At 62.4% G+C, this 4299-nt stretch carries 4 protein-coding genes and 2 pseudogenes; all 6 read right to left on the bottom strand.

Annotation, left to right across the window (positions count from 1 at the left end; genetic code table 11):
* Positions 1–223: pseudogene (locus B7L71_RS09245) on the bottom strand (cupin domain-containing protein); the annotation flags it as partial.
* Positions 224–271: 48 nt separating this feature from the next.
* Complete coding sequence (purB, locus tag B7L71_RS09250) at positions 272–1657, bottom strand: adenylosuccinate lyase (RefSeq protein WP_081137494.1); 1386 nt, start codon at positions 1655–1657, stop codon at positions 272–274.
* A gap of 107 nt (positions 1658–1764) precedes the next feature.
* The gene (gene hflD / locus B7L71_RS09255) at positions 1765–2403 is read right to left on the bottom strand and encodes a high frequency lysogenization protein HflD (protein ID WP_081137495.1); all 639 of its coding nucleotides are present in this window, start codon (positions 2401–2403) and stop codon (positions 1765–1767) included.
* The gene (gene mnmA, locus B7L71_RS09260; RefSeq protein ID WP_081137497.1) at positions 2400–3557 is read right to left on the bottom strand and encodes a tRNA 2-thiouridine(34) synthase MnmA; all 1158 of its coding nucleotides are present in this window, start codon (positions 3555–3557) and stop codon (positions 2400–2402) included. Before mnmA ends, hflD begins: the two co-directional genes overlap by 4 nt.
* A gap of 73 nt (positions 3558–3630) precedes the next feature.
* Positions 3631–4077: an NUDIX domain-containing protein gene (locus B7L71_RS09265; protein WP_081137498.1), complete on the bottom strand. Its 447-nt coding sequence runs from the start codon at positions 4075–4077 to the stop codon at positions 3631–3633.
* A pseudogene (locus B7L71_RS09270) lies at positions 4074–4299 on the bottom strand (pseudouridine synthase); the annotation flags it as partial. The pseudogene B7L71_RS09270 and the gene B7L71_RS09265, both read right to left, overlap by 4 nt.

Genomic DNA, 4299 nt, shown 5'->3' on the forward strand with positions numbered 1-4299 from the left:
CGTGGGATACCTGCCAGGGGCCGTCAGGGCCGTTCTCTTCCACCAGCCGCGCTTCCACGCCCGGCTCGCAGGCCAAGCCTGCCAGCTCATCGGGGTCGATGGGGCTGACGAAGTCCGGGATAGCGCCACGAATCAGCAGGGGCTTCTGCTGCCAGTAGTGGGCCAAGAAGTCGGCGGGTGTTAAATCACCCAGCAGGGTGAGTGGCTTATCGTGATGACTCATGGCGTTATCCTGAAGTGAGTGAGCGGCACGGATCGAAACGGCGTGCGTTTATAGGGCCGCCAGCCGTTGCGGAAGGGCTTCGGCCTGCGCCTTCGCATTACCAATATAGCTGGCTGGCGAAAGAGATTTCAGCTCTTGTTTCACATCGTCGGGCAGTGCCAGGGTGTCGATGAAGGCTGCAAAGCCTGCCTGGTCGATCTGCTTGCCGCGGGTCAGCTCCTTGAGCTTCTCGTAGGGCTTCTCGATGCCGTAACGACGCATGACGGTCTGAATGGGTTCGGCCAGCACTTCCCAGCTGTTGTTCAGGTCTTCGGCGAGTCTGGCCGGGTTGGCTTCCAGCTTGCTGATGCCTTTCAGGCTGGCGTGGTAGCCAATCAAGCCGTAAGCCAGGCCGACGCCGAGGTTGCGCAGCACCGTGGAGTCGGTCAGGTCGCGCTGCCAGCGGGAAATCGGCAGCTTCTGGGCCAGGTGGCTGAGGATGGCATTGGCCAAGCCAAGGTTTCCTTCGGAGTTTTCGAAGTCGATGGGGTTGACCTTGTGCGGCATGGTGGAGGAGCCGATTTCGCCCTCGACGGTGCGCTGCTTGAAGTAGCCCAACGAAATGTAGCCCCACACGTCACGATCGAAATCGATCAGGATGGTGTTGTAGCGGCACAGGGAGTCGAACAGCTCGGCAATGTAGTCGTGGGGTTCGATCTGTGTGGTGTAGGGGTTGAAGCTCAGTCCCAGCCCTTCCACGAACGTGCGCGCATTGGCTTCCCAGTCGATATCCGGGTAGGTGGTCAGGTGAGCGTTGTAGTTGCCCACGGCGCCGTTGATCTTGCCCAGAATCTCGACGCTTTCGATCTGTTTGAGCTGGCGCTTGAGGCGGTAGGCCACGTTGGCCATTTCCTTGCCCAGCGTGGTGGGGCTCGCCGTCTGACCATGGGTGCGCGACAGCATGGGCTGGCCAGCGTGGGCGATGGCCAGCTTACCGATTTCATCGGCCACTTCATGCAGGGTAGGCAGCATGGCTTTCAGGCCATCGGCCAGCATGACCCCGTAGGAGAGGTTGTTGATGTCCTCGGAGGTGCAGGCAAAGTGGATGAATTCGGTGACCGCATGCAGCTCGGCCTGATCGGCAATCTTCTCCTTGAGGAAGTATTCGACCGCCTTGACGTCGTGATTGGTGGTGCGCTCGATCTCCTTGATGCGTTCGGCATCGGTCACTGAAAACTCACGAATCAACTGCTCCAGGAAGGCCGTGGCGGCTGCCGAAAGCGGCGGTACTTCGACGATCTGGCTGTGCTCTGCAAGGCGTTGCAGCCAGCGCACTTCCACGATCACACGGGCACGGATCAAACCGAATTCGCTGAAGTGTTCACGCAGCGCTGCGGCTTTGGCACCGTAGCGGCCGTCAACAGGGGAAAGTGCGGTCAAGGCTGAGAGTTGCATGGCTTGGTTTCCAGGTTGGTCGAGAGTCAGTGATCGAGAGTCGGTGATCGAGAGTCGGTGGTCGAACATCAGTGGTTGGGGCGTCAGGCTGGCGAGGCAGCGTTTGTCTAGCCCAGCTCATCCAGAGCGCGGCGCAAGGCCTTGCGCTGAAACACCAGTTTCCAGCGTCGGCCACCCTGTTGGTGCCACAGCAGCGCAAAGCGGATACCGGCCATGAGACAGGCGCGTACGCGTTCGGGCATCATGCGGGTCTGCAAAAGCGAGGGGTCACCCTGTACCACGATGCGGGTCTTTAGCGTGGAGAGGGTTTCCTGATAGGTTTCCCCCAGGCTTGCAATCACGTTTTCGTGGGTCGTGCCGAAGTGCTCTGCCTGCCCCTGCACGTGGGTGAGTTTCTGGCCCAGCAGGTCCATCATGGCCGTGTCGTTACGCAACTTGTTCATCAATAGCAGCAGCGAAAAGCCGTAGCGCAGCACCACCGGATTGGCCTGCTTGCGGCCTACCAGGGCTTCCAGTGTGTCGAGCCCCCGGCGCAGGTTGTTGGGGTGGCCGCCGTAAATGGCCTCGAAGCTTTCGGGGTTGGTATCCACCGTGGCATGGATCAGCGTGTCCCAGGCGCGGGTGTCTACCTGCCCGGTGCGGGCCAGTTCGTCCACCAGGCTGGCGGCCTGAAAGACCCCGGCCAGAGCCAGGGCCTGGCGCGCTGCCGGAGAGTCGGGAGCACGATGAATGGGGGTGGCGCTCATGCCGCGGCCTCCGTGGTGTTCCAGGTGGCGCGAATCACGCCGCCGCCCAGACAGATGTCGTTGTCGTAAAGCACCAGCGATTGGCCGGGCGTCACGGCCCACTGCGGGTCATCGAAGATGACTTCGACGCTGCCGTCGGCCTGGGCGCGGATCTCGCAGGGGCAGTCACTCTGGCGGTAGCGCGTCTTGGCGGTAAACCGGCCCTGCTGGGCAGGTGGCTCGCCCGCTACCCAGTCCATTGCTTCGGTGGCCAGGGCATTGGTATGCAGCAGGGCGTGCTGCTTGCCTTGCACGGCGATCAGTACGTTGCGCGTCAGGTCCTTGCCTGCCACGTACCAGGGGTCTTCGGGGTAGTTGGCTAGTCCACCAATTCCCAGGCCCTGGCGCTGGCCGAGGGTGTAGTACATCAACCCCATATGTTGGCCAATCACATCGCCTTCCGGTGTTTCGATGGTGCCTGGTTGAGCGGGCAGGTACTGCTGCAGGAAATCACGAAAGCGACGCTCACCGATGAAGCAGATGCCGGTGGAGTCCTTTTTCCTGGCCGTTACCAGGTCGTGCTGTTCGGCCAGGGCGCGCACGGCGGGTTTCTCCAGCTCGCCGACGGGGAACAGCGTACGCGCAATGGCCGCTTCAGGTACGGCGTGCAGGAAATAGCTCTGATCCTTGTTGGCATCCAGCCCCTTGAGCAGCCGTGGTCGACCTGCGCGCTCGCCCTGGCGCACGTAGTGGCCGGTCGCGATCTTGTCGGCGCCGAGCATTTCGGCGTACTCCAGGAACACCTTGAACTTGATTTCCCGGTTACACAGGATATCCGGATTGGGAGTGCGCCCCGCCTTGTATTCGGCCAGGAAATGCTCGAACACGTTGTCCCAATATTCGGCGGCGAAGTTGGCCGTATGCAGTTTGATGCCCAGCTTGGCACAGACCGCTTCTGCGTCGGCCAGGTCTTCCTTGGCAGTGCAGTATTCGGTGCCGTCGTCTTCATCCCAGTTCTTCATGAACAGGCCTTCGACTTCGTACCCTTGCTGAAGCAGCAGCAGAGCCGAGACGGATGAATCGACGCCTCCCGACATGCCCACGATGACCTTGCCAGTGGCGTGAGCGGCGGTGTCGGGGGTGGCCTGGGTAGCGGTGCCATGGGTGGATGTCATGGGCATCCTCAGTTGAAGTGGTATGCAAGTGGGCGGCGATTATACACGATGGGAGCCGGATGCTTCGAGTGCTTCACTCGTGGATCACGTCCAGCGGGTAGTGGCGACCTGCCAGGGCATCGTCGATACGCTGCAGCACCAGCGGGCTGCGCAGCCGACGCTCGCTGGCCAGCGCGGCGATCTCGGCGCGGGTCAACCAGTGGGTGGCCAGGATGTCGTTATCCAGCGGTGTGCCGAGCGAGCGGAGCGGCGTGGCCACGAAGCCGTGGCTGTGAAAGGTATCGCCCTGTTCGGTATGCAGCACGTAGAGGCCCAGGTAGCCGGTGAGTGAAACGTGCCAGGCGGTCTCTTCCTGAACTTCGCGAAGCAGGGCGGCCTTCGGGCCTTCACCCAGTTCGATATGGCCCGCGGGCTGGTTGAACAGCGTCAGTGGGCCACCCTTGTCCTCTTCGACCATCAGGAAGCGCTCCCCTTCGCGAATCACGCAGGCCACCGTGCTGCGAATGATCGGGCGGCTCATCGCGGCTTTCTCCGAGTTGGGTGGGTGCGCGCCGTTTTGGCCGGTGCCTGGCGCGGCGCGTGGAGGGTTTCCTTGCGCCACTCGCCGGGCGCCAGCCCCTCCAGCCGCCAGGGCCCAATGGCCGCGCGTATCAGGCGCAGGGTAGGGAAGCCTACCTCCGCCGTCATGCGGCGCACCTGGCGGTTGCGGCCTTCGCTGATGGTCAGCTCCAGCCAGCTGGTC

This window comes from Halomonas sp. BC2 (assembly GCF_002078115.1).
Classification (GTDB): Bacteria; Pseudomonadota; Gammaproteobacteria; order Pseudomonadales; family Halomonadaceae; genus Vreelandella; species Vreelandella stevensii.